The following is a 22,152-nucleotide window of genomic DNA, read 5'->3' as shown; positions in this document are numbered from 1 at the left end:
CGGCCTTGGGCGCTCTGCATCAGCAGTGATATAGTTCGCCGCCAGTTCGGCCTGCCCAGGATGTATGTGCTTTCGGTAGAGAGCCAGGCGTCCGAGTGAGAGGCTGCATCGCAAGGAGTTTAGATGAGTGCCGATAACGCCTACGCGGTCGAGCTGAAGGGACTGTCCTTCAAGCGCGGTACGCGCAGCATCTTCAATAATGTTGATATTCGCATTCCGCGGGGTAAGGTCACCGGCATCATGGGACCTTCCGGCTGCGGCAAAACCACGCTGTTACGCTTGATGGGCGCGCAGTTGCGGCCCAGCGGCGGCGAAGTCTGGGTCAACGGTCAGAACCTGCCGAAGCTTTCGCGCAGCGATCTGTTCGACGCGCGCAAGCAAATGGGCGTGTTGTTTCAAAGCGGTGCATTGTTCACGGATCTGGACGTTTTCGAGAACGTTGCCTTTCCCCTGCGCGTTCATACCCAATTGCCGGATGAAATGATCCGCGACATCGTTTTGCTGAAATTGCAGGCGGTGGGGCTGCGTGGCGCCATCGATCTGATGCCCGACGAGTTGTCGGGGGGCATGAAGCGTCGCGTCGCGTTGGCGCGAGCCATTGCCCTCGATCCGCAGATTCTCATGTATGACGAACCCTTTGTCGGGCAGGACCCTATCGCCATGGGCGTGTTGGTGCGCCTGATCCGTCTGCTCAACGACGCTCTGGGGATCACCAGTATCGTGGTTTCCCACGATTTGGCCGAAACCGCGAGCATTGCCGACTATCTGTATGTGGTCGGCGATGGACAGGTGTTGGGGCAAGGGACTCCTGAGGAGTTGATGAACACCGACAATCCGCGCATCCGTCAATTCATGACAGGCGATCCAGACGGCCCGGTCCCGTTCCACTTTCCGGCGCCGGATTACCGCGCAGATCTTCTGGGGAAGCGCTGATGCGCAAGAAATCACTAATAGATAGGGTTCGCCTCTTCGGTCGCTCGGCTATCGACATCGTCGAGGTGCTGGGGCGTTCAACGCTGTTTCTGTTTCATGCACTGCTCGGTCGCGGCGGCATCGGCGGCGGGTTCGGCTTGCTGGTCAAGCAGCTGCACTCGATAGGCGTGATGTCCTTGGTGATCATCGTGGTCTCCGGGATATTCATCGGCATGGTGCTGGCGCTGCAAGGCTTCAATATCCTGTCCAGCTACGGTTCGGAGCAGGCGGTCGGGCAGATGGTTGCGCTGACGTTGCTGCGTGAGCTGGGACCTGTGGTCACTGCCTTGCTGTTCGCTGGGCGTGCCGGTTCGGCACTGACCGCCGAAATTGGCAACATGAAGTCCACCGAGCAGCTCTCCAGTCTGGAAATGATTGGTGTGGACCCGCTCAAGTACATCATTGCCCCGCGCCTCTGGGCCGGCTTCATTTCCCTGCCGCTGCTGGCGATGATTTTCAGCGTGGTGGGGATTTGGGGCGGCTCCTGGGTGGCTGTCGACTGGCTTGGAGTGTATGAAGGCTCCTATTGGTCGAACATGCAAAATAGTGTGACGTTCAACGGCGACGTGCTCAATGGTGTTATTAAAAGCATTGTCTTCGCCTTTGTTGTGACCTGGATTGCCGTTTTTCAAGGCTATGACTGTGAACCCACATCCGAGGGGATCAGTCGTGCCACCACCAAGACCGTGGTGTATGCCTCATTGGCCATTCTCGGCCTCGACTTTATTCTGACTGCCTTGATGTTTGGAGATTTCTGATGCAAAACCGCACCCTGGAAATCGGTGTCGGCCTCTTCTTGCTGGCTGGCATCCTGGCTTTGCTGTTGCTTGCCTTGCGGGTCAGTGGCCTGTCCCCGAACGCGAGCGGCGACACGTATAAACTTTATGCGTATTTCGACAATATCGCCGGTTTGACGGTCAGATCCAAAGTGACCATGGCCGGTGTAACCATCGGCAAGGTCACGGCTATCGATCTGGATCGCGACAGTTTCACGGGTCGGGTCACGTTGCAGCTGGAAAAACGTGTAGATAATCTGCCGACTGACTCCACTGCATCTATCCTGACCTCTGGCCTGTTGGGCGAGAAATACGTCGGCCTCAGCGTGGGCGGGGAGGAGGCCCTGCTCAAGGATGGTGCCACCATCCATGACACCCAGTCGTCGCTGGTGCTCGAAGACCTGATCGGTAAGTTCCTGCTCAATACCGTTAGCAAAGAAGCCAAATGAGGAGTTTTTTCATGATCTCTACCTTGCGACGTGGCCTGTTGGTATTACTCGCAGCGCTGCCGTTGATGGCTAACGCCGTGGCTGCGCCTTCTGCACACGATCTGGTGCAGGACACTACTAACCGGTTGCTTGCCGATCTGGCGACGAATAAAGCGAAGTACAAGCAAAGTCCAAGTGCGTTCTACGATGCCTTGAACGGTATTGTCGGCCCGGTGGTCGATGCTGACGGCATTTCGCGCAGCATCATGACCGTCAAGTTCTCGCGTAACGCCACGCCTGAGCAGATGGCGCGTTTTCAGGATAACTTCAAGCGCAGCCTGATGCAGTTCTATGGCAACGCCTTGCTCGAATACAACAACCAGGGCATTACTGTTTCCCCTGCCAAGGACGAGGGCAAGGACCGCACTACCGTCGATATGCAGGTCAAAGGCAGTAACGGCTCGATCTACCCGGTTTCCTATACTCTGACCAAAATCCAGGGTGAGTGGAAAGTCCGCAACGTGATCATCAACGGCATCAACATTGGCAAGCTGTTCCGTGATCAGTTCGCTGACGCGATGCAGCGCAATGGTAACGATCTGGACAAGACCATTAATGGTTGGGCCGGTGAAGTCGCCAAAGCCAAGGAAAAAACTGCCGCAGCTGGCGATAAGGCTTCGCAACAATGAGTGAGTCGGCCGTCCGATTGGGTGTAGCCGGCGAGCTTTTGCTCAGTGGTGTGCTGGATTTCCGCACCGGCCCTGGGCTGCGCAAAGAAGGCCAGGCCTTGATCAAGTCCAGCACTGCGACTGCTCTGGTGGTCGATTGTTCGGCGGTGGTGAAGTCCAGCAGCGTCGGTTTGTCGCTGCTACTGGCCTTCATGCGTGATGCCGCAACTGCAGGCAAGGCGCTGAGCATTCGTGCGTTGCCCGATGACATGCGTGAAATTGCTCAGGTTTCCGGTTTGACCGAGCTATTGGCGCACCCTTAACTACCATCTATAAAGAGGCCCCCCGTCAGAGTCCTGCTTAGCGGGGTTCGCAGGCGCGGGGCTTTTTTGTATGATGTGCGACCCGCGCGCACAGAGCGCCGATTGAGGTTGAGCATGCAGTCCGTAGAAGTGAAGAGCTTCCTTGAGGGGAAACTGCCCGGAACTCAGGTAGAAGTTGAGGGCGAAGGCTGCAACTTTCAGCTGAACGTGATTAGTGACGAACTGGTGGCTTTGAGCCCGGTTAAGCGTCAGCAGAGCATTTATGCCCATTTGAACCCATGGATCGCCGATGGCAGCATCCACGCGGTCACTATGAAATTTTTCAGCAGCGCGGCCTGGGCCGAGCGCACCTGAGCCCAAGGGCGTCGAGATTCTTATGGATAAATTGATTATTACCGGCGGCATTCGTCTTGATGGCGAAATCCGCATCTCCGGGGCAAAGAACTCTGCCCTGCCGATTCTGGCTGCAACCTTGCTGTGCGACGGCCCTGTAACAGTCGCCAACCTGCCGCACCTGCACGACATCACCACCATGATCGAGCTGTTCGGTCGCATGGGCATTGAGCCGGTGATTGATGAAAAACTCAGCGTCGAAATCGATCCACGTACCATCAAGACCCTGATCGCGCCGTACGAACTGGTGAAAACCATGCGTGCCTCGATCCTGGTGCTGGGCCCGATGGTTGCCCGTTTCGGTGAAGCCGAAGTTGCACTGCCTGGCGGTTGCGCCATTGGTTCTCGTCCGGTCGACCTGCACATCCGTGGCCTTGAAGCCATGGGTGCAACCATCGACGTCGAAGGCGGCTACATCAAGGCCAAGGCACCTGAAGGCGGCCTGCGCGGTGCGCACTTCTTCTTCGATACCGTCAGCGTGACCGGTACCGAAAACATCATGATGGCTGCCGCGTTGGCCAAAGGCCGCAGCGTGCTGCAAAACGCTGCCCGCGAACCTGAAGTCATCGACCTGGCGAACTTCCTGATAGCCATGGGTGCCAAGATCTCTGGCGCCGGCACCGACACCATCACCATCGATGGCGTGGAACGTCTGCACCCGACGACTTTCAAGGTGATGCCTGACCGTATCGAAACCGGTACTTACCTGGTAGCTGCCGCTGTCACTGGCGGCCGTGTGAAGGTCAAGGACACCGATCCGACCATCCTTGAAGCCGTACTGGAAAAACTCCGGGAAGCCGGTGCTGAAATCACCTGCGGTGTAGACTGGATCGAGCTGAATATGCACGGCAAGCGGCCAAAAGCCGTCAACATCCGTACTGCTCCGTACCCGGCGTTCCCGACTGACATGCAGGCGCAGTTCATCTCGCTCAACGCGATTGCCGAAGGCACAGGCGCTGTGATCGAGACCATCTTCGAAAACCGCTTCATGCACGTGTATGAATTGCACCGCATGGGCGCGAAGATCCAGGTCGAAGGCAACACCGCGATCGTTACCGGTACCGAGAAACTTAAAGGCGCGCCAGTCATGGCCACAGACTTGCGGGCTTCGGCCAGTCTGGTCATCTCGGCATTGATCGCCGAAGGCGATACGCTGATCGACCGCATCTACCACATCGACCGTGGTTACGAGTGCATCGAAGAGAAACTGCAGATGCTCGGCGCGAAGATCCGCCGCGTACCCGGCTAGTTTTTGCGTCATGGGCACAAGGATGTGCCCGACAATTGGTTTCGTTTCAAGTCGAGCCTGTAATGTTCAGGCTCGATGTTTGTCCGGCGCCGTTTGCGACCGGGCATAAGTATCCTGATAAGGACTTACGTTTCCCATGTTGACCATCGCACTGTCCAAGGGCCGCATCCTTGACGACACTTTGCCGCTTCTGGCTGAAGCGGGCATTGTGCCGACCGAGAATCCGGACAAGAGCCGCAAGCTGATCATCCCCACGACCCAGGCCGATGTGCGCCTGTTGATCGTGCGCGCCACCGACGTGCCGACCTACGTCGAGCATGGTGCCGCCGACCTCGGCGTCGCCGGTAAAGATGTGCTGATGGAATACGGTGGCCAGGGCCTGTACGAGCCGCTGGACCTGCGAATTGCCCTGTGCAAGCTGATGACCGCCGGCCGTATTGGTGACGTCGAGCCCAAGGGCCGCTTGCGAGTGGCGACCAAGTTCGTCAACGTCGCCAAGCGTTATTACGCCGAGCAGGGCCGTCAGGTCGACATCATCAAACTCTACGGCTCGATGGAACTGGCGCCGCTGATCGGTCTGGCAGACAAGATCATCGACGTGGTCGATACCGGCAATACCCTGCGCGCCAATGGCCTGGAACCCCAGGACTTCATTGCCGACATCAGCTCCCGGCTGATCGTCAACAAGGCCTCCATGAAAATGCAGCACGCCCGTATCCAGGCGTTGATCGACACCCTGCGCAAGGCAGTGGAGTCTCGACACCGCGGCTGATTCACCTGCGCGACCTTGAGTCGCGCCCGTCTATCCGCCTCATAGCCAGAATTCTCAGGTGCCCAAGCGGATCGACTGCTAGTTTAGGGCACCTGAGTTTTTGCCAATCCTATGAGGCTCTCGCTATGACCGCACCGACTGCAATTCGCCGACTCAACGCTGCTGCCCCGGATTTCGCGCATCATCTGGATCATCTGCTGAGCTGGGAAAGTGTGTCTGACGACTCGGTCAATCAGCGGGTGCTGGATATCATCAAAGCCGTGCGCGAACGCGGCGATGCGGCGCTAGTAGAGTTCACCCAGCGTTTCGACGGCCTTGAAGTGGCGTCGATGGCGGATCTGATCCTGCCCCGCGAGCGTCTGGAGCTGGCCCTGACCCGGATCACCGCGCCCCAGCGTGAAGCCCTGGAAAAGGCCGCTTCGCGAGTACGCAGCTACCACGAAAAACAGAAACAGGATTCCTGGAGCTACACCGAAGCCGACGGCACGGTACTGGGCCAGAAGGTCACGCCGCTTGATCGCGCGGGTCTGTACGTACCCGGAGGCAAGGCTTCCTATCCGTCTTCAGTATTGATGAACGCGATCCCGGCCAAGGTAGCGGGCGTGACCGAAGTGGTCATGGTCGTACCGACCCCGCGCGGTGAAATCAATGAGCTGGTGCTGGCTGCGGCCTGCATTGCCGGTGTCGACCGGGTGTTCACCATCGGTGGCGCCCAGGCGGTTGCCGCGTTGGCTTACGGGACCGAAAGTGTGCCCAAGGTCGACAAAGTCGTCGGCCCGGGCAATATCTATGTGGCCACGGCCAAGCGCCACGTATTTGGTCAGGTCGGTATCGACATGATTGCCGGCCCGTCCGAGATTCTGGTGGTCTGCGATGGTCAGACCGATCCAGACTGGATCGCCATGGACTTGTTCTCCCAGGCCGAGCACGACGAAGATGCCCAGGCAATTCTGGTCAGCCCGGATGCCGAATTCCTCGACAAGGTGGCGGCGAGCATCGCCAAATTGCTGCCGACCATGGAACGCGCCGAAATCATCGAGACCTCGATCAACGGCCGTGGTGCGTTGATTCAGGTTCGCGACATGCAGCAGGCCATCGAGGTGGCCAACCGCATTGCCCCGGAACACTTGGAGCTGTCGGTCGCTGACCCGCAAGCCTGGCTGCCGCAGATTCGCCACGCAGGTGCGATCTTCATGGGCCGTCACACCTGCGAAGCTTTGGGTGATTATTGCGCCGGTCCCAACCACGTGTTGCCGACTTCCGGCACTGCGCGTTTCTCCTCGCCACTGGGGGTGTATGACTTCCAGAAACGTTCGTCGATTATTTTCTGCTCGGAGCAGGGGGCGTCCGAACTGGGCAAGACCGCTTCAGTGCTGGCCCGCGGCGAGTCATTGACCGCCCATGCCCGTAGCGCGGAATACCGGATTGTTGCCGACGAAGAGGGGAAAAAAGCATGAGTAAATTCTGGAGTCCTTTCGTCAAGGATCTGGTGCCTTACGTGCCGGGTGAGCAGCCGAAGCTGGCGAAACTGGTCAAACTCAATACCAACGAAAACCCTTACGGCCCATCGCCCAAAGCCTTAGCGGCGATGCAGACCGAGTTGAACGACAATCTGCGCCTGTACCCGGACCCGAACAGCGACCTGCTCAAGCAGGCGGTTGCCAAGTACTACGGCGTGCAGAGCAACCAAGTGTTCCTCGGCAACGGCTCCGATGAAGTACTGGCGCATGTTTTCCATGGCTTGCTCCAGCACGGTCAGCCGTTGTTGTTTCCGGACATCAGCTACAGCTTTTATCCGGTGTATTGCGGCCTGTATGGCATTACGTTCGAAACGGTCGCGCTGGATGAGCAGTTCCAGATTCGCGTTTCGGACTACGCCAAGCCTAACGGCGGGATTATTTTCCCCAACCCGAACGCACCCACCGGTTGTCTGCTGGCGCTGGACGCGGTTGAGCAAATCCTCAAGGCCAGCCCGGATTCAGTCGTGGTTGTCGACGAGGCCTATATCGACTTCGGCGGTGAGACGGCGATCAGCCTGGTGGATCGTTATCCGAATCTGCTGGTGACTCAGACGTTGTCCAAATCGCGTTCCCTGGCAGGTCTGCGGGTCGGCTTGGCGGTCGGTCATCCGGACCTGATCGAGGCGCTGGAGCGGATCAAGAACAGCTTTAACTCCTACCCGCTGGATCGTCTGGCGATCGTCGGCGCGGCAGCTGCGTTCGAGGATCGTGAGTACTTCGACAAGACGTGCAAACTGGTTATCGACAGCCGTGAGCACGTGGTTGAACAACTGCAGGCGAAGGGGTTTGAAGTGCTGCCGTCGGCGGCGAACTTCATCTTCGCTCGTCATCCGCAACACGACGCTGCCGGCCTGGCGGCCAAGTTGCGTGAGCAAGGCGTGATCGTGCGCCACTTCAAGCAGGAGCGGATTGCCCAGTTCCTGCGCATTACCATCGGCACGCCGGAGCAGAATCAGGCGTTGATCGACGGGTTAGGCGATCTCTAAGCCATCCCCGATCCTGTGGGAGCGAGCCTGCTCGCGATAGCGGTTTGGCATTCGGCATCAATGCTGAATGTTACGGCCTCATCGCGAGCAGGCTCGCTCCCACAAGGGTTTTGTGTATTACTCGTGATGCGGTTCCCCCAGGAACGTCAGAGAACTGAACAGTCCCCGCGAGGCTACATCGGCACGGTCCTTCAGCGGGATCTCCACCTGCGCCACAATCACATTCAACCCTTCATTTCGCACCAACACCTGCGCTCGACCTTCGGCATCTGTCTCGGTGCTCAGGGTGTTCGGCGCGTTGCGATAATCGCCAATCAACTAGGTTGAGCTGTGGCGAACGAATTCGCTTTCCACCAGCAGGCCGGTATCCGGACTGAGTTGCCAACTGAGCGACGGCGCGACGAACGCCCGCTTGCTGTCAACGTGATCACGGAAGCTGTGGTTGTCCTCCACCGCGAGGTTGATCCGGGACAGCACATCACCCTGCTCGTCGATCGGAGTGTTGACGTCCAGAGCGGTGCGGTAGCGATCCCAACTGCCGGCGCTGGTTTGCAAGGTAGTGAAGGGGCGCGGTTCTTCGGCGAAGACCGGATCCCCCGGCAGGCCAAGGGCCAGGCCTGCCAGGGAAACAATTGTGCGAGTCGGTATGACATCGTTCCAATAACAATACTGAAACAATATAACGTGTCTAGTGGGAGTATATGCTTTTAGCCCGGCGAGCCGGGCTGGCGCTTACTCTTCTTCTTTGACGGGGGCTGGCGGTGGGCGCAAGCCGACTTCTGCCGTGAGCTTGAGATCTTTGCCGTTGCGTATGACCTGAATGGTGACCTTGTCAGTTGGCTTGATCCGCGCCACCTGGTTCATCGAGCGACGTCCGTCACCGGCCGGTTCGCCGTCAATGCTGAGGATCACATCACCCAATTGCAGTCCGGCTTTCTGCGCCGGGCCGTCACGGAAAATCCCTGCGACCACGATGCCCGGACGTCCGGAGAGGCCGAAGGACTCTGCCAGTTCCTGGGTTAACGGCTGCACTTCGATGCCGAGCCAGCCACGGATCACCTGGCCATGCTCGATGATCGACTTCATCACTTCCATGGCCAGTTTGATCGGGATGGCGAAACCGATGCCCTGGGAGCCACCGGATTTGGAGAAGATCGCCGTGTTGATCCCGGTCAGGTTGCCATTGGCGTCTACTAGCGCACCGCCCGAGTTGCCAGGGTTGATCGCGGCGTCGGTCTGGATGAAATCTTCGTAGTTGTTCAGGCCGAGCTGGTTACGCCCGGTGGCGCTGATGATGCCCATGGTGACAGTCTGGCCGACGCCGAACGGATTGCCGATCGCCAGCGCGACGTCGCCAACGCGGATATTTTCGGAGCGGCCAACGGTGATCGACGGCAGGTTTTTCAGATCGATTTTCAGCACCGCAAGGTCGGTCTCCGGATCGCTGCCGATCACCCGGGCCAGGGTTTCGCGGCCATCCTTGAGCGCCACCACAATCTGGTCAGCACCGGTGGTGACGTGGTTGTTGGTCAGCAGGTAGCCTTCCGGGCTCATGATCACGCCCGAGCCGAGGCTGGACTCCATGCGCTTTTGCTTGGGCGAGTTGTCGCCGAAAAAGCGCCGGAACTGCGGATCCTCGAACAGCGGATGAGCGGGTTTGTTGATCACCTTGGTGGTGTACAGATTGACCACCGCAGGCGCGGCGATGACCACTGCATCGGCGTAGGACACTGGCCCCTGCTGATTGCTGGTGGTTTGCGGAGCTTGCTGCAGGTTGACGTCAAGGCTCGGGAGCCCGACCCATTGCGGGTAACGCTGAATAACCAGCAACGCGATAAGCACGCCGGCCAACAGCGGCCAGCCAAAAAAACGCAGCGCCTTGAGCATTAAGCAAGTCCTGAGAGGTTACGAAGGGCCGCATACGGCCCATAATGTCGCGCATTATAGAGGCGCGCGAGCGCCTCTGAACGGGATATTTAGGAGTCTTTTATGGCCGTTGCCCTGAGCACCTTGGTTGAAGAAGCGGACCGTTACCTCAGCAGTCAACGGATTGCCGATTACTGCCCCAACGGTTTGCAGGTCGAAGGCCGTCCGCAGGTCATGCGCATCGTCAGCGGCGTCACCGCCAGCCAGGCATTGCTGGATGCCGCCGTGGAGGCCAAGGCTGATCTGGTGCTGGTGCATCACGGTTATTTCTGGAAGGGCGAGAATCCGTGCATCACCGGGATGAAGCAGCGCCGGCTGAAAACCTTGCTCAAGCACGACATCAGCCTGTTGGCGTATCACCTGCCACTGGACCTGCATCCGGAGGTTGGCAACAACGTGCAGCTGGCGCGCCAACTGGATATCACCGTTGAAGGCCCGCTGGACCCGGAAAACCTCAAGGTTGTCGGTCTGGTTGGCTCATTGACCGAACCCATGACGCCGCGTGATTTTGCTCGTCGCGTGCAAGAAGTGATGGGTCGCGAGCCGCTGCTGATTGAAGGCAGCGAGATGATTCGTCGTGTTGGCTGGTGCACCGGCGGAGGCCAGGGTTACATTGATCAAGCGGTATTGGCCGGTGTCGATCTGTACCTGAGCGGTGAAGCTTCGGAGCAGACTTTCCACAGTGCCCGGGAAAACGACATCAGTTTTATCGCCGCCGGCCACCACGCCACCGAGCGCTACGGCGTTCAGGCACTGGGGGATTATCTGGCGCGACGCTTTGCCCTCGAGCACATCTTTATCGATTACCCGAATCCGATTTGAATCAACCTACATTCACTGTGGGAGCGAGCCTGCTCGCGAAGAGGTCGTGTCAGACGACATCAACATTGACTGACCCACCGCTTTCGCGAGCAGGCTCGCTCCCACAGGAGGTTGTGGCCCAAACGGGCAGGTATATTCATATACCGTTTCGATCTATTTGGGGCCCTCAATAGAAGAGGACGCTGTGCTAGCATTCCCCGCTCGAACACGGCCCGCTGGCCGTCCATAAGATCGTTTTCGTGAGTAGCCATGGTCGACAAACTGACGCATCTGAAACAGCTGGAGGCCGAAAGCATCCACATCATCCGCGAGGTCGCCGCCGAGTTCGATAACCCGGTGATGCTGTACTCCGTCGGTAAAGACTCCGCCGTGATGCTGCACCTTGCGCGCAAGGCGTTCTTCCCGGGCAAGCTGCCGTTCCCGGTGATGCACGTCGACACCCAGTGGAAGTTCAAGGAGATGTACACGTTCCGCGACCGCATGGTCGAAGAACTGGGCCTGGACCTGCTGGTGCACGTCAATCCGGAGGGCATCGAGCAGGGGATCAACCCGCTAACCCACGGTAGCGCCAAGCACACTGATATCATGAAGACCGAAGGCCTCAAGCAGGCTTTGGACAAGTACGGCTTCGACGCCGCTTTCGGTGGCGCTCGTCGCGACGAAGAGAAGTCCCGCGCCAAAGAGCGCGTGTATTCCTTCCGCGACAACAAGCACCGCTGGGATCCGAAAAACCAGCGCCCCGAGTTGTGGAACGTCTACAACGGCAACGTCAACAAAGGCGAGTCGATCCGGGTATTCCCGCTGTCGAACTGGACCGAGCTGGACATCTGGCAATACATCTACCTCGAAGGCATCCCGATCGTGCCGCTGTACTTCGCTGCCGAGCGTGATGTCATCGAGATGAACGGCACCTGGATCATGATCGACGACGAGCGTCTGTTGAATCATCTAAGCGATGAAGACAAGGCGCGCATCGTCAAGAAGAAGGTCCGTTTCCGTACACTTGGCGACTACCCGTTGACGGGCGCGGTCGAGTCCGAGGCCACCAGCCTTACCGACATCATTCAGGAAATGCTCCTGACGCGAACTTCCGAGCGCCAGGGCCGGGTCATCGATCACGATGGCGCAGGCTCCATGGAAGAAAAGAAACGTCAGGGTTATTTCTAAACAGGGTGTCTCACATGTCGCATCAATCTGAATTGATCAGCGAGGACATTCTCGCCTATCTGGGCCAGCACGAACGCAAGGAAATGCTGCGCTTTCTCACCTGTGGCAACGTCGACGACGGCAAGAGCACCCTGATCGGGCGCCTGCTGCACGACTCCAAGATGATCTATGAAGACCATCTGGAAGCCATCACCCGCGATTCGAAAAAAGTCGGCACCACGGGCGATGATATCGACCTGGCGTTGCTGGTAGACGGCCTGCAGGCCGAGCGCGAGCAGGGCATCACCATCGATGTCGCTTACCGCTATTTCTCGACCGCCAAGCGCAAATTCATCATCGCCGATACCCCTGGCCATGAGCAATACACCCGCAACATGGCCACCGGCGCATCGACCTGTGACCTGGCGATCATTCTGGTGGACGCTCGCTACGGTGTGCAGACCCAGACACGCCGTCACAGCTTTATCGCCTCGTTGCTGGGCATCAAGCACATCGTCGTCGCCATCAACAAGATGGACCTCAACGGCTTCGATGAAAATGTGTTCGAGTCGATCAAGGCCGATTACCTGAAGTTCGCCGAAGGCATCGCGTTCAAGCCGAGCACCATGGCATTTGTACCGATGTCGGCGCTCAAGGGCGACAACGTGGTGAACAAGAGCGAGCGTTCGCCTTGGTACACCGGCCAGTCGTTGATGGAGATTCTCGAAACCGTCGAGATCGCCAACGACCGCAACTACACCGATTTGCGTTTCCCGGTGCAGTACGTCAACCGTCCGAACCTGAATTTCCGTGGCTTCGCCGGTACCTTGGCCAGCGGCATCGTGCACAAAGGCGATGAAGTCGTGGTTCTGCCGTCGGGCAAGACCAGCCGCGTCAAATCCATCGTTACCTTTGATGGTGAACTGGAACACGCAGGTCCTGGCCAGGCAGTGACGCTGACCATGGAAGACGAGATCGATATCTCTCGTGGCGACTTGCTGGTGCATGCCGATAACGTGCCGCAAGTGACCGACGCTTTCGACGCCATGTTGGTGTGGATGGCTGAAGAACCGATGCTGCCGGGCAAGAAATACGACATCAAACGCGCGACCACTTACGTGCCGGGTTCGATCACCAGCATCGTCCATCGCGTCGATGTGAACTCCTTGGCCGAAGGCCCTGCCAGTGCGTTGCAGTTGAACGAGATCGGTCGGGTCAAGATCAGCCTCGATGCCGCTATCGCGCTGGACGGTTACGACAGCAACCGCACCACCGGTTCGTTCATCGTTATCGACCGGTTGACCAATGGCACTGTCGCAGCGGGCATGATCATCGCCCAGCCATTGATTCACGGTAGCGTCACTCACCACGGCAAGCTCGCTCATGTAGCGACTGAAGAACGCGCCCAGCGCTTCGGTCAGCAACCGGCTACCGTGTTGTTCAGCGGGCTGTCCGGCGCTGGCAAAAGCACGCTGGCCTATGCGGTTGAACGCAAGTTGTTCGACATGGGTCGTGCGGTGTTTGTACTCGACGGCCAGAACCTGCGTCATGACCTGAACAAAGGTCTGCCGCAGGATCGTTCCGGACGTACCGAGAACTGGCGTCGTGCGGCTCATGTCGCGCGCCAGTTCAACGAAGCCGGCCTGCTGACTCTGGCTGCGTTCGTTGCACCGGATGCCGAAGGCCGCGAACAGGCCAAGGCGCTGATCGGCAGCGATCGTTTGCTGACCGTCTATGTCCAGGCTTCGCCGACGGTCTGCGCCGAACGTGATCCGCAAGGTTTGTACGCGGCGGGCGGGGATAACATCCCTGGCGACTCCTTCCCGTACGACGTGCCACTGGACGCCGACCTTGTGGTCGACACCCAGTCGCTGTCGCTGGAAGACTGCGTCAAGCAAGTGCTGGAACTGCTGCGTAACCGCGGCGCGATCTAAGCGTTAGCTGCAAATAAAAAACCCGCCGATGAGTGATCATCGGCGGGTTTTTTTGTGTCCTTGAAATAGCTATCGTCGGAACGCCGCCCGGAGCAAGCTCGCTCCCACATTGGTTCTCTATTGAATACAAATTTGGTGTTCACTAAAAATCAACTGTGGGAGCGAGCCTGCTCGCGATGGGGCCGGCACAGGCACTTGTTTACTTCGCCGGATACTCCCGATGCATCTGCGCCAGCAACGCGTCCTTGTTTTCCCACAGCACATTGATCCACTGCTGAAACTCCAGGCGGTATTTATCATCCTGGTCGTAGTTCTTGCCAATGAACTGCGGCGGAATCCGTACTTCTTCGAAATGCACTACCACCTCGTTCACTTTGCCGCACAGCAAATCCCAGTAACCGGGACGCCCGGACGGGTAGTGGATGGTGACGTTGACGATCGATTCCAGCTGTTCACCCATGGCGTCCAGGACAAAGGCGATACCGCCGGCCTTGGGCTTGAGCAAGTAGCGGAACGGTGAATTCTGCTGCGCATGTTTGCCTTCGGTGAAGCGCGTGCCTTCGACAAAATTGAAAATGCCGACTGGGTTGTTGCGAAACTTCGCGCAAGTCTCGCGGGTGGTTGCCAGGTCTTTGCCTTTCTTCTCCGGGTGCTTGGCCAGGTAGGCCTTGGAATAGCGCTTCATGAACGGGAAGCCCAGCGCCCACCAGGCCAGACCGATCACCGGGACCCAGATCAGTTCCTGCTTGAGGAAAAACTTCAGCGGGCGGATGCGCCGGTTGAGCACGTATTGCAGCACCATGATGTCGACCCAGCTCTGGTGGTTGCTGGTGATCAGATACGAGTGCTGGTAGTCCAGACCGTCAAGGCCGCTGAGGTGCCAGCGAGTCCGGCGCAGCAGGTTCATCCAGGCTTTGTTGTTGCTGATCCAGGCTTCGTGGATATGGCTCATCAGCCAGTCGGTGAAGCGTTGGGCGGCCGGGAATGGCAGTAGCAGTTTGAAGATCGCCACGACGAACAGCGGGGTACAGCAGACGATTGTGTTCAGCGCCAACAACAGCGAGGCGATAACGCCGCGCACCGGTGCAGGTAGAAAATCCAGCATTTAAAGATCCATAGGTCGGTTGGCGGCTTGAATCGCGGTCAGGGCGATGGTGTAAACAATGTCGTCAACTTGCGCGCCGCGCGGCAGGTCGTTCACTGGTTTGCGCAGGCCTTGCAGCATCGGCCCGAGGCTGACGCAATCGGCGCTGCGCTGTACTGCCTTGTGGGTGGTGTTGCCGGTGTTCAGATCCGGGAACACAAACACCGTGGCACGGCCTGCGACCTGACTGTTGGGCGCCAGTTGTTGGGCGACGGTTTCGTTGGCGGCCGCATCGTATTGCAGCGGACCATCGATCAGCAGTGAGTTTTGCGCTTCATGAGCCAGCAACGTCGCTTCGCGGACCTTCTCGACTTCTTCGCCACTGGCCGATTCACCGCTGGAGTAACTGATCATCGCCACCCGTGGGGTGATACCGAACGCTGCTGCCGAATCGGCGCTTTGCAGGGCAATCTCGGCCAGTTCAGAGGCGCTTGGATGTGGGTTCATCACGCAGTCGCCGTAAACCAGAACCTGCTCCGGGAACAGCATGAAAAACACCGACGACACCAAGGTGCAGCCCGGCGCGGTCTTGATCAGTTGCAGGGCTGGGCGGATGGTATTGGCGGTGGAATGGATCACCCCGGACACCAGGCCATCGACTTCATCCAGCGCCAGCATCATGGTGCCAATCACCACGGTATCTTCCAGTTGCTGCTCGGCCATTGGCGCGTTGAGGCTTTTGGTTTTGCGTAGCGCCACCATCGGCTCGACATAGCGCCCGCGAATCAGATCCGGATCGAGAATTTCCAGGCCTTCAGGTAACTCGATGCCTTGGGCTCGGGCCACCGCTTGCACATCGTCGGGTTTGGCCAGCAGCACGCAACGGGCAATGCCTCGGGCCTGGCAGATGGCTGCGGCCTGCACGGTCAGAGGGTCACTGCCTTCTGGCAGAACAATGCGCTTGTTGGCGGCCTGGGCGCGCTGAATCAGTTGATAGCGGAACACCGCGGGGGTCAGGCGCATTTCTCGCGGTGTGCCGCAGCGTTGATGCAGCCATTTGGCATCCAGATGGCTGGCGACGAAATCGGTGATGATTTCCGCACGTTCGCGGTCATCGATCGGGATTTCCTTGTTCAACCCGTTCAACTGATTGGCGGTGTCGTAGGAACCGGTGCTCACCGACAACACTGGCAGGCCCGCCTGCAAGGCGCCACGGCAGAGGTCCATGATGCGCGGGTCGGGCAGGGTGTCGCTGGTCAGCAATAGGCCTGCCAGCGGTACGCCATTCATCGCCGCGAGGCTGACGGCGAGGATGATGTCGTCGCGATCACCGGGGGTCACCACCAGCACGCCGGGCTTGAGTAACTCGACTGTGTTGCGCACCGTCCGGGCGCAGATGATGATTTTGCTCATGCGCCGGGTTTCGTAGTCACCGGCATTGAGTACCTGAGCGCCGAGCAGCTCAGCCACATCGCGGGTGCGCGGGGCGTTCAGTTCAGACTGGAAAGGGATGCAGCCGAGCAGACGGAAATCGCCGCTGCGCAGTAACGGCGAATGTTCCTTCAGGCGAGCGGCGAAGGCCTCCATGCTTTCATCGGTGCGGACCTTGTTCAGGATCACCCCGAGGACTTTCGGGTCTTTCGGCCCACCGAATAACTGCGCCTGCAACTCGACCCTTCCGGACAGTTCGGTGAGCACTTCGTTTTCCGGCGCGGAGACCAGAATCACCTCGGCATCCAGGCTTTTCGCCAGGTGCAGATTGACCCGCGCGGCATAGCTGGCGCTACGGGTCGGGACCATGCCTTCAACAATCAGCACATCTTTGCCGATGGCCGCTTCCTGGTACAGGGCAATGATTTCTTCCAGCAGTTCATCCAGCTGACCGTCGCCGAGCATTCGTTCGACATGGGCCAGGCCCAGCGGCTTAGGCGGTTTCAGGCCATGGGTGCGGGCCACCAATTCAGTGGATCGCTCAGGACCCAGGTCGCCCGGGTGAGGCTGGGCAATCGGTTTGAAAAAGCCGACTTTCAACCCGGCTCGCTCAAGGGTACGCACCAGCCCGAGGCTGATGGAGGTCAGACCCACACCAAAATCGGTGGGTGCAATAAAAAAAGTTTGCATGCGAGATTCTCAGAATGTGCGCAAGGGTGACGGCCTACGTCTGGTCATCTACCGGATATCAATCGCTAAGGTTATCGCTATCCGGGCCTTGAGCACACCAACCTCAGTCAAAGGGCTGGCCTATTTTTTCCTGACGTTGCGCAGGGTCTGTCACCCAGGCCCGGGATTGCCACGGTGGCTGGTGGCGCAGGTGCTGGGTATGGCCGCAAGAAAGCACGACAACCCAGTGCCCGTCTTCATCTTGACGAAAGCCTGTGATCGTCGAACATTTCGAAGCGACCCGTCCGTCCGGGTTCTGTTCGCTTTCGGGCGTTTGCTTCGCTAAACTTGACCATTCTTCATTCTTTTGCAAAAGGTCTCGCCCCATGCTGATCGCCGCCAATAAGGCTGTCTCCATCGACTATACCCTGACCAACGACGCTGGTGAGGTCATCGACAGCTCCGCCGGCGGCGCGCCGCTGGTCTACCTGCAAGGCGCAGGTAACATCATCCCGGGCCTGGAAAAGGCTCTGGAAGGCAAGAAAGTCGGTGACGAACTGACTGTTGCCGTAGAACCTGAAGATGCCTACGGTGAATACGCTGCCGAACTGGTCAGCACCCTGAGCCGCAGCATGTTCGAAGGCGTCGACGAACTGGAAGTGGGCATGCAGTTCCACGCATCCGCTCCGGACGGCCAAATGCAGATCGTCACCATCCGTGATCTGGACGGCGACGACGTTACCGTCGACGGCAACCACCCGTTGGCTGGCCAGCGTTTGAACTTCCAGGTCAAAATCATTGATATCCGCGACGCCAGCCAGGAAGAAATCGCTCATGGTCACGTCCATGGCGAAGGTGGCCATCACCACTGATTTTCTGCGCTAAGCTCAGATAACTGGAGAGGCGCCCGAGGGCGCCTTTTTAGTCCGCGGCTGTTCCTGGCTGCAAAGCGGTTGTATTGTCGAGTGGCTATTTCGAGAAGAACACGGGAAATTTGGAGTTCGTCATGAGTGCTTTTCACGACCTAAAATTGAAAGCTCTGGATGGCCAGGACCTACCTCTCGCACCGTTGAAAGGGAAAGTCGTGCTGGTGGTCAACGTCGCCTCCAAGTGTGGCTTGACGCCGCAATACAAAGAGCTCGAAGCGCTTTATCAACGCTACAAGGATCAAGGTTTCAGCGTGCTGGGCTTGCCGTGCAATCAATTTGCCGGACAGGAACCAGGTACCGAAGAAGAAATTCAGCAGTTTTGCAGCCTCAACTACGGCGTGACGTTCCCGTTGAGCAGCAAGCTCGACGTCAACGGTCATGATCGTCACTCGTTGTATCGCCTGTTGGCGGGCGAGGGTGCGGAGTTTCCGGGTGACATTACCTGGAACTTCGAGAAATTCCTGCTGGGTAAAGACGGACGTGTTCTGGCGCGTTTCTCGCCACGCACAACACCCGATGATCCGACAGTGATTCACGCAATCGAAAAAGCGCTCAGCTAGATAGGGGGCCGCGGGCGCCTCAAAAGATCGCAGCCTGCGGCAGCTCCTACAGGATTGCGTACACCCTCTGCGATTTTTTGACTTTCCCCGAACGCATACACCTCTCACCCTTCCCGACTTTTAAACCTTAATCACCGCAATCAATAGTGCTATCCAAGCCGCTGCACTCTCAATATTATGCTCGTCATAAAGCGTTGGTTCACTCGTTTCCCGTGCACCAAGGTTGTCATCCCTTCGAGCCCTTTTTCCGGTGGAGTGCCGCATGCCTGTTCAAGCCTTGTTCAAACCTTTTCAGCTCGGAACCCTGGAGCTGCCGACCCGTGTGGTGATGGCGCCAATGACCCGTTCGTTTTCTCCGGGTGGCGTGCCAAATTCGAAAGTGATCGAGTACTACCGTCGCCGCGCCGCCGGGGGGGTGGGTCTGATCATCACCGAAGGCACCACCGTCGGTCACAAGGCTTCCAACGGTTACCCCAACGTTCCGCATTTCTACGGTGAAGCGGCGTTGGCTGGCTGGAAGAAAGTCGTCGATGCCGTTCACGCTGAAGGTGGCAAGATTGTTCCGCAACTGTGGCACGTCGGTAGCGTTCGACGTATCGGCACTGAGCCAGATGCCAGCGTGCCGGGCTATGGCCCTTCGGAAAAACTCAAGGACGGTCAGGTCGTCGTTCACGGTATGACCAAGCAAGACATCCAGGACGTCATCGCCGCGTTCGCCCTGGCCGCCAAAGATGCTCAGAGCATCGGCATGGACGGTGTGGAGATTCATGGCGCCCACGGTTATCTGGTGGACCAGTTCTTCTGGGAAGGCAGCAACCAGCGCACTGACGAGTACGGTGGCAGCCTGGCCAATCGTTCACGTTTCGCCATCGAGCTGATCCAGGCTGTGCGCGCTGCGGTCGGCCCGGGCTTCCCGATTATCTTTCGTTTCTCCCAGTGGAAGCAGCAGGATTACACTGCTCGTTTGGTGCAAACCCCAGAGGCTTTGGGTGAGTTCCTCAAGCCGCTGTCCGACGCCGGTGTGGATATCTTCCATTGCTCGACGCGACGTTTCTGGGAGCCGGAGTTCGATGGTTCCGAGCTGAACCTGGCCGGCTGGACTCGCAAGCTCACTGGCAAGCCGACCATCACCGTGGGCAGCGTTGGCCTGGATGGCGAGTTCCTGCAGTTCATGGTTAACACCGATAAAGTCGCGCAGCCGGCCAGTCTGGAAAAACTGCTGGAGCGTCTGAACAACGATGAGTTCGACCTGGTTGCCGTCGGCCGCGCGTTGTTGGTCGACCCGGACTGGGCGTTGAAGGTGCGCGAAGGCCGCGAGCAGGACATCCTGCCGTTTAGCCGTGATGCGTTGATGAGTCTGGTTTAAGCGACGACCGGGCCGACGCCATCGCGGGCAAGCCACGCTCCTACGGGATTTGGGTCGATCACAATAATTTTGATCTCACCGAACCTTGTAGGAGCGAGGCTTGCCCGCGATGCTCTTCCTGACAAGCCCCACGCAATTGACCCTCAAACTGCTCGATGACCGCTGCCCAGCCTTGTCGGCTGGCATGCTGGCGGGCATTAAGGCGTACCCGACGCAAGTTTTCCTGTTCTTCCAGCAACCAACACGCGGCATCGCAGAATGCGTCTTCGTCGCCGGGCATGGCCAGTACGCCGTTGTAACCATGTCGAATGTGTTGGGCTGCCGCTGCTTGATCGTAAGCCACCACACCCAATCCCGATGCCAAGGCTTCGAGCACTACGTTGCCGAACGTTTCGGTCAGGCTCGGGAACAGGAAAAGGTCCCCTGACGCATAGTGGCTGGCTAATGCTTCCCCACGTTGCGAGCCGCAGAAAATCCCTTCGGGCAATTCCTTCTCCAGTACAGCTCGTTGCGGACCATCACCGACCACGATCAACTTCATCCGCCGCTGTGGATAAGTTGCCTGCAAGGCCTCGAAACTACGCTTGAGCAAACCGAGGTTTTTTTCCGGTGCGAGGCGTCCTACGTGGATGACGGCTATATCGCCGGACTCCAGGCCCCAGGTTTCCCGCAGAGCATTCAGGCGCTTGGCCGGATTAAACAGCTGGCTGTCCACGCCACGGGAAAGCAGCGCCAGGCGCTCAAAATGCCGACGTTCCAGCTCCAGGCGCTGGCTGGCGCTGGGCACTAAGGTCAATTTTGTACGGTTATGAAACCAGCGCAGGTAATGGGTCAGTAGCCGGGTCAACAGAGCCAGGCCGTACTGGTTGGAGTACTGCTGAAAATTAGTATGAAAGCCACTGACCACCGAGATACCCAAGCGTCGAGCGGCCCGCAATGCAGACAAGCCCAGCGGACCTTCGGTGGCGATGTACAGCACATCGGGACGCTGGCGCTGCCAGCGACGCAGTAACTTGTGCATCGAGGAGTGTCCCCATTGCAGGCCGGGGTAGCCGGGCAGCGGCCAACCGCGACAGAGCAGCAGTTGCTCGTCACTCAGCCGGTCCTGGTCACAGCCTTGACGCGGCCGAACCAGTTCGACCTGATGCCCGCGTGCGCGCAAGCCATCGTAAAAGCGGCCAAGAGTATTGGCCACGCCGTTGATTTCCGGAGGGAAGGTTTCGGTGATCAGAGTGATACGTAGCGCTGTCGTCATGGCCTCAGTGTCGGCTGAGGCCATGTCGTCATTGTGTCATTGGGATGATGGATTTGTGACGGTGATCAGACTTGCTTGGCCACCAGATTTTCAGCCCCGCGCTCACGTACCCAGAACAGCGTCGCCCCAGCCACGGCCGCCGGCATCATCAGGATGTTGACCACCGGAATCAGCAGCGCCAGATAAACGATGCCGCCAAAGCTCATGCTCTGCCAACGCTTTTTCCGCAGCCAGGCGAGCATCTCGTTCCAGCCCAGCTTGTGGTTGTCCGCCGGGTAATCGATGTATTGGATAGCCATCATCCACACCCCGAACAGCAGCCACAGTGGTGCGGCGACCAAGTTGACCACGGGGATGAACGAGAGGATGAGCAGGCCAATGGCTCGCGGAAGGAAATAGCCGAGCTTGCGCATTTCCCGGGCGAAGGTGCGCGGGACCATGGCGATCAACTCTCCCCAGCTGAACGTCGGAAAGTCGTCGGTGCCGCGCACCACCACTTCAACTTTCTCGGCTAGAAAACCGTTGAACGGTGCGGCAATGACGTTGGCCAGCATGGTGAAGGTGAAAAATACCATCAACACCACCAGCACCACGAACAGCGGCCAGAGGATGTAGCTGAGGAAACTCAGCCAATCCGGCAGTGATGGCATCAAGGTATCGACCCACAGGCTGAACTGATGGCCGGCCAGGTAGATCAATCCGACGAACAGCACCAGGTTGATTGCCAGCGGCAACAGGACGAATAAACGCAGGCCGGGGCTTAAGACCAGCTTCAGGCCTTCGCGCAGGTATTGCGGGCCGGACAGAACGGGGGCGGGCATAGCGTGTTCCTTGCGATGAGAAAACTCGCCGACCTTAACGGCTTTGTCCTACAGGCGAAAGCGCAGGAATGGTGTCGACATTAACTGTAACAAAGGCGTCCTGAAATCAGCCTCTTAGGGAT

At 58.5% G+C, this 22,152-nt stretch carries 22 protein-coding genes and 2 pseudogenes; 16 read left to right on the top strand and 8 right to left on the bottom strand.

Going from position 1 to position 22,152, the window contains the following annotated elements; translation table 11 throughout:
* The first annotated feature begins 123 nt into the window (after positions 1 to 123).
* From ACZYSM_RS02550 to hisC, 10 genes are all read left to right on the top strand, one after another.
* Positions 124 to 933, top strand: coding sequence for an ATP-binding cassette domain-containing protein (locus tag ACZYSM_RS02550; protein ID WP_489068566.1), 810 nt, complete (start codon positions 124 to 126; stop codon positions 931 to 933).
* A complete protein-coding gene (gene mlaE, locus ACZYSM_RS02545; RefSeq protein ID WP_489068564.1) occupies positions 933 to 1,730 on the top strand; it encodes a lipid asymmetry maintenance ABC transporter permease subunit MlaE in 798 nt (265 codons plus the stop codon). Before ACZYSM_RS02550 ends, mlaE begins: the two co-directional genes overlap by 1 nt.
* Positions 1,730 to 2,197 (top strand): outer membrane lipid asymmetry maintenance protein MlaD, encoded by a 468-nt coding sequence (gene mlaD, locus ACZYSM_RS02540; RefSeq protein ID WP_489068562.1) that lies wholly within the window; start codon positions 1,730 to 1,732, stop codon positions 2,195 to 2,197. Before mlaE ends, mlaD begins: the two co-directional genes overlap by 1 nt.
* Positions 2,198 to 2,208: 11 nt before the next feature.
* A complete protein-coding gene (locus tag ACZYSM_RS02535; protein WP_489068560.1) occupies positions 2,209 to 2,865 on the top strand; it encodes an MlaC/ttg2D family ABC transporter substrate-binding protein in 657 nt (218 codons plus the stop codon).
* Entirely contained in the window at positions 2,862 to 3,167 is a 306-nt protein-coding gene (locus ACZYSM_RS02530) for an STAS domain-containing protein (protein WP_489068558.1), read from the top strand. The genes ACZYSM_RS02535 and ACZYSM_RS02530 overlap by 4 nt, the downstream gene beginning before the upstream one ends.
* Positions 3,168 to 3,281: 114 nt before the next feature.
* Positions 3,282 to 3,521, top strand: coding sequence for a BolA family protein (locus ACZYSM_RS02525; RefSeq protein ID WP_489068556.1), 240 nt, complete (start codon positions 3,282 to 3,284; stop codon positions 3,519 to 3,521).
* Between the two features lie 22 nt (positions 3,522 to 3,543).
* A complete protein-coding gene (gene murA, locus ACZYSM_RS02520) occupies positions 3,544 to 4,809 on the top strand; it encodes a UDP-N-acetylglucosamine 1-carboxyvinyltransferase (RefSeq protein WP_489068554.1) in 1,266 nt (421 codons plus the stop codon).
* Positions 4,810 to 4,945: 136 nt separating this feature from the next.
* The gene (gene hisG / locus ACZYSM_RS02515; protein WP_150805872.1) at positions 4,946 to 5,581 is read left to right on the top strand and encodes an ATP phosphoribosyltransferase; all 636 of its coding nucleotides are present in this window, start codon (positions 4,946 to 4,948) and stop codon (positions 5,579 to 5,581) included.
* A gap of 125 nt (positions 5,582 to 5,706) precedes the next feature.
* A complete protein-coding gene (hisD, locus tag ACZYSM_RS02510; protein WP_489068552.1) occupies positions 5,707 to 7,038 on the top strand; it encodes a histidinol dehydrogenase in 1,332 nt (443 codons plus the stop codon).
* On the top strand, positions 7,035 to 8,087 hold the full coding sequence (hisC, locus tag ACZYSM_RS02505; protein ID WP_489068550.1) for a histidinol-phosphate transaminase: 1,053 nt from the start codon (positions 7,035 to 7,037) through the stop codon (positions 8,085 to 8,087). Before hisD ends, hisC begins: the two co-directional genes overlap by 4 nt.
* 117 nt (positions 8,088 to 8,204) lie before the next feature.
* Here hisC and ACZYSM_RS02500 read toward each other — a convergent pair.
* From ACZYSM_RS02500 to algW, 3 genes and pseudogenes are all read right to left on the bottom strand, one after another.
* Positions 8,205 to 8,405 (bottom strand): annotated as a pseudogene (locus tag ACZYSM_RS02500) (DUF4198 domain-containing protein); the annotation flags it as partial.
* Between the two features lie 3 nt (positions 8,406 to 8,408).
* Positions 8,409 to 8,654, bottom strand: a pseudogene (locus ACZYSM_RS02495) (TonB-dependent siderophore receptor); the annotation flags it as partial.
* A gap of 165 nt (positions 8,655 to 8,819) precedes the next feature.
* Positions 8,820 to 9,974: a Do family serine endopeptidase AlgW gene (gene algW / locus ACZYSM_RS02490; RefSeq protein WP_489068548.1), complete on the bottom strand. Its 1,155-nt coding sequence runs from the start codon at positions 9,972 to 9,974 to the stop codon at positions 8,820 to 8,822.
* A gap of 102 nt (positions 9,975 to 10,076) precedes the next feature.
* On the opposite strand from algW, the gene ACZYSM_RS02485 reads away from it, so the two are divergent.
* The 3 genes from ACZYSM_RS02485 to cysN all read left to right on the top strand — a co-directional run bounded on the left by ACZYSM_RS02485 (position 10,077) and on the right by cysN (position 13,915).
* Positions 10,077 to 10,835 (top strand): Nif3-like dinuclear metal center hexameric protein, encoded by a 759-nt coding sequence (locus ACZYSM_RS02485; protein WP_489068546.1) that lies wholly within the window; start codon positions 10,077 to 10,079, stop codon positions 10,833 to 10,835.
* A 249-nt stretch (positions 10,836 to 11,084) separates the two neighbouring features.
* On the top strand, positions 11,085 to 12,002 hold the full coding sequence (cysD, locus tag ACZYSM_RS02480) for a sulfate adenylyltransferase subunit CysD (protein ID WP_489068544.1): 918 nt from the start codon (positions 11,085 to 11,087) through the stop codon (positions 12,000 to 12,002).
* 14 nt (positions 12,003 to 12,016) lie between these two features.
* Positions 12,017 to 13,915 carry a sulfate adenylyltransferase subunit CysN gene (gene cysN, locus ACZYSM_RS02475; RefSeq protein WP_489068542.1) on the top strand — a complete coding sequence of 633 codons (1,899 nt, stop codon included), beginning with the start codon at positions 12,017 to 12,019 and terminating at the stop codon, positions 13,913 to 13,915.
* A gap of 199 nt (positions 13,916 to 14,114) precedes the next feature.
* On the opposite strand, the gene yihG is transcribed toward cysN, so the two are convergent.
* The 3 genes from yihG to ACZYSM_RS02460 form a co-directional block, all read right to left on the bottom strand.
* On the bottom strand, positions 14,115 to 15,020 hold the full coding sequence (gene yihG, locus ACZYSM_RS02470; protein ID WP_489068541.1) for a 1-acylglycerol-3-phosphate O-acyltransferase, YihG family: 906 nt from the start codon (positions 15,018 to 15,020) through the stop codon (positions 14,115 to 14,117).
* The gene (pta, locus tag ACZYSM_RS02465) at positions 15,021 to 17,120 is read right to left on the bottom strand and encodes a phosphate acetyltransferase (RefSeq protein ID WP_489068539.1); all 2,100 of its coding nucleotides are present in this window, start codon (positions 17,118 to 17,120) and stop codon (positions 15,021 to 15,023) included.
* Positions 17,121 to 17,223: 103 nt separating this feature from the next.
* The gene (locus ACZYSM_RS02460; RefSeq protein ID WP_489068537.1) at positions 17,224 to 17,517 is read right to left on the bottom strand and encodes a DUF3565 domain-containing protein; all 294 of its coding nucleotides are present in this window, start codon (positions 17,515 to 17,517) and stop codon (positions 17,224 to 17,226) included.
* Here ACZYSM_RS02460 and ACZYSM_RS02455 point away from each other — a divergent pair.
* The 3 genes from ACZYSM_RS02455 (at position 17,486) to ACZYSM_RS02445 (ending at position 19,954) form a co-directional block, all read left to right on the top strand.
* A complete protein-coding gene (locus ACZYSM_RS02455; protein WP_201195774.1) occupies positions 17,486 to 17,971 on the top strand; it encodes an FKBP-type peptidyl-prolyl cis-trans isomerase in 486 nt (161 codons plus the stop codon). The genes ACZYSM_RS02460 and ACZYSM_RS02455 overlap by 32 nt on opposite strands.
* Positions 17,972 to 18,105: 134 nt before the next feature.
* Positions 18,106 to 18,588, top strand: coding sequence for a glutathione peroxidase (locus ACZYSM_RS02450; RefSeq protein ID WP_489068535.1), 483 nt, complete (start codon positions 18,106 to 18,108; stop codon positions 18,586 to 18,588).
* Between the two features lie 262 nt (positions 18,589 to 18,850).
* A complete protein-coding gene (locus ACZYSM_RS02445; RefSeq protein ID WP_489068533.1) occupies positions 18,851 to 19,954 on the top strand; it encodes an NADH:flavin oxidoreductase in 1,104 nt (367 codons plus the stop codon).
* A 58-nt stretch (positions 19,955 to 20,012) separates the two neighbouring features.
* Here the strand turns inward: ACZYSM_RS02445 and ACZYSM_RS02440 are convergent, their stop codons facing one another.
* Complete coding sequence (locus tag ACZYSM_RS02440; protein WP_489068531.1) at positions 20,013 to 21,233, bottom strand: glycosyltransferase family 4 protein; 1,221 nt, start codon at positions 21,231 to 21,233, stop codon at positions 20,013 to 20,015.
* A gap of 41 nt (positions 21,234 to 21,274) precedes the next feature.
* On the bottom strand, positions 21,275 to 22,030 hold the full coding sequence (cysZ, locus tag ACZYSM_RS02435) for a sulfate transporter CysZ (protein ID WP_489068529.1): 756 nt from the start codon (positions 22,028 to 22,030) through the stop codon (positions 21,275 to 21,277).
* Between the last annotated feature and the right edge of the window lie 122 nt (positions 22,031 to 22,152).

The sequence above is a fragment of the Pseudomonas sp. F220 genome, assembly GCF_057813935.1.
This window is presented reverse-complemented; position numbering and strand designations above follow the sequence as displayed.